Raw genomic sequence first — 1,591 nt, 5'->3', positions numbered from 1 at the left:
CGCCCGAGGCGGCCCGCGCCGGCGAGGCCGTGCTGTGGGGCATGTACGACGCCATCGCGTGCCCGACGCTGCTGCTGCGCGGGGCCGACTCCGACCTGCTGACCCGCGCCACCGCGCAGGCGATGACGCAGCGCGGCCCGCGCGCGCTGCTGCGCGAGTTCGACGGCGTCGGCCATGCGCCGATGCTGACCTCGCCCGAGCAGATCGCGGCCGTCCGGGAGTTCCTGCTGGCGTGAAGACCGGACTGCTCGACACCCACCAGGACGCGGCCCCGATCGTCCAGCTGGCCGCCGACACGCCCGGCGAGGCGGGCCGCGACGCCGAGGCTGCGCAGCTCGCGCGTGCGCGCGCCTTCGCCGAGCCGTTGCTCGATGGCCAGCTGCTCGACACCGGCGAAGACGCGCTGGTGCATGCCGACGGCGTCGCCGCGATCCTGCAGGGCATCGGCGCCGCGCCGTCGATGCGTGCCGCCGCCTACCTGGTCTACGCGAGCGACTACCTGAGCAAGCCGGAGGAGGTCGTCAGCAAGGCCTTCGGCGCGTCGTACGCGAGCCTGGTGCTGCACACCCGCAAGCTGGTGCAGATCCAGCGCGCCGCGCGCGAGGCGCGGGTGCATGCCGAGCAGCGCGCCGAGCAGACCGAGCGGGTGCGCAAGATGCTGCTCGCGTTCTCGCGCGACCTGCGCGTGGTGCTGCTGCGCCTGGCCTCGCGGCTGCAGACGCTGCGCCACTTCGCGAGCAGCAAGCAGCCGTGCCCGGCGGTGCTCGCGCGCGAGTCGCTGCAGGTGTTCGCGCCGCTCGCCAACCGGCTGGGCATCTGGCAGATCAAGTGGGAGATGGAGGACCTGTCGTTCCGCTTCATCGAGCCGGTGCAGTACAAGAACGTCGCCCGGCTGCTCGACGAGAAGCGCGTCGAGCGCGAGCAGGGCGTCGAGGCCTTCCGCTGCCGGCTCGGCGAGGCGCTGGCCGCGGCCGGGCTGCGCGCCGAGGTGCAGGGCCGGCCCAAGCACCTGTACAGCATCTGGAAGAAGATGCGCGGCAAGGGGCTGGATATCGACCGCGTGTTCGACGTGCGCGCGATGCGCGTGATCGTCGCCGACGTGCCCGACTGCTATGCGGTGCTGAGCCGGGTGCACGAGCTGTGGCCGCCGGTGCCGGGCGAGTTCGACGACTACATCGCGCGGCCGAAGGTGAACGGCTACCAGTCGCTGCACACCGTGGTGCAGGACGAGCAAGGGCGGGCGGTCGAGGTGCAGATCCGCACGCGGGCGATGCATGAGCATGCCGAGCACGGCGTTGCCGCGCACTGGGCCTACAAGGAGGCCGGCACCAAGGGCTATGCCGGCGTCAGCGCGAGCGGCGATTTCGACGCGCAGGTGGCCGAGGCACGCAAGGCGGTGCTGCGGCAACTGCTGGCGTGGGAGCGCGAGTTCATCGAGAGCGGCGACGAGGGCGGCGTCGAGCAGCGCAGCGAACGCGCGGCGCCCGGCGCGGCGTTCGACGACCGCATCTACGTCTTCACGCCCGATGCCGCGGTGATCGAGCTGCCGGCCGGCGCGACGCCGATCGACTTCGCGTACACCGTGCACACC

The 1,591-nt window shown here is 72.5% G+C and carries 2 protein-coding genes; both read left to right on the top strand.

What is annotated here, in order from left to right:
* Nucleotides 1–236: alpha/beta fold hydrolase (locus tag AC1D15_RS31310; RefSeq protein ID WP_477829104.1), on the top strand; the 236-nt coding region annotated here is incomplete at its 5' end.
* Nucleotides 233–1,591, top strand: a 1,359-nt coding sequence (locus AC1D15_RS31305) for a RelA/SpoT family protein (protein ID WP_477829103.1), incomplete at its 3' end; no start/stop codon positions are given. The genes AC1D15_RS31310 and AC1D15_RS31305, both read left to right, overlap by 4 nt.

The organism is Rhizobacter sp. P2_H2, from assembly GCF_056403375.1.
Note: the sequence above shows the minus strand (reverse complement) of the source record. Positions and strands in the feature narration are given on the sequence as shown.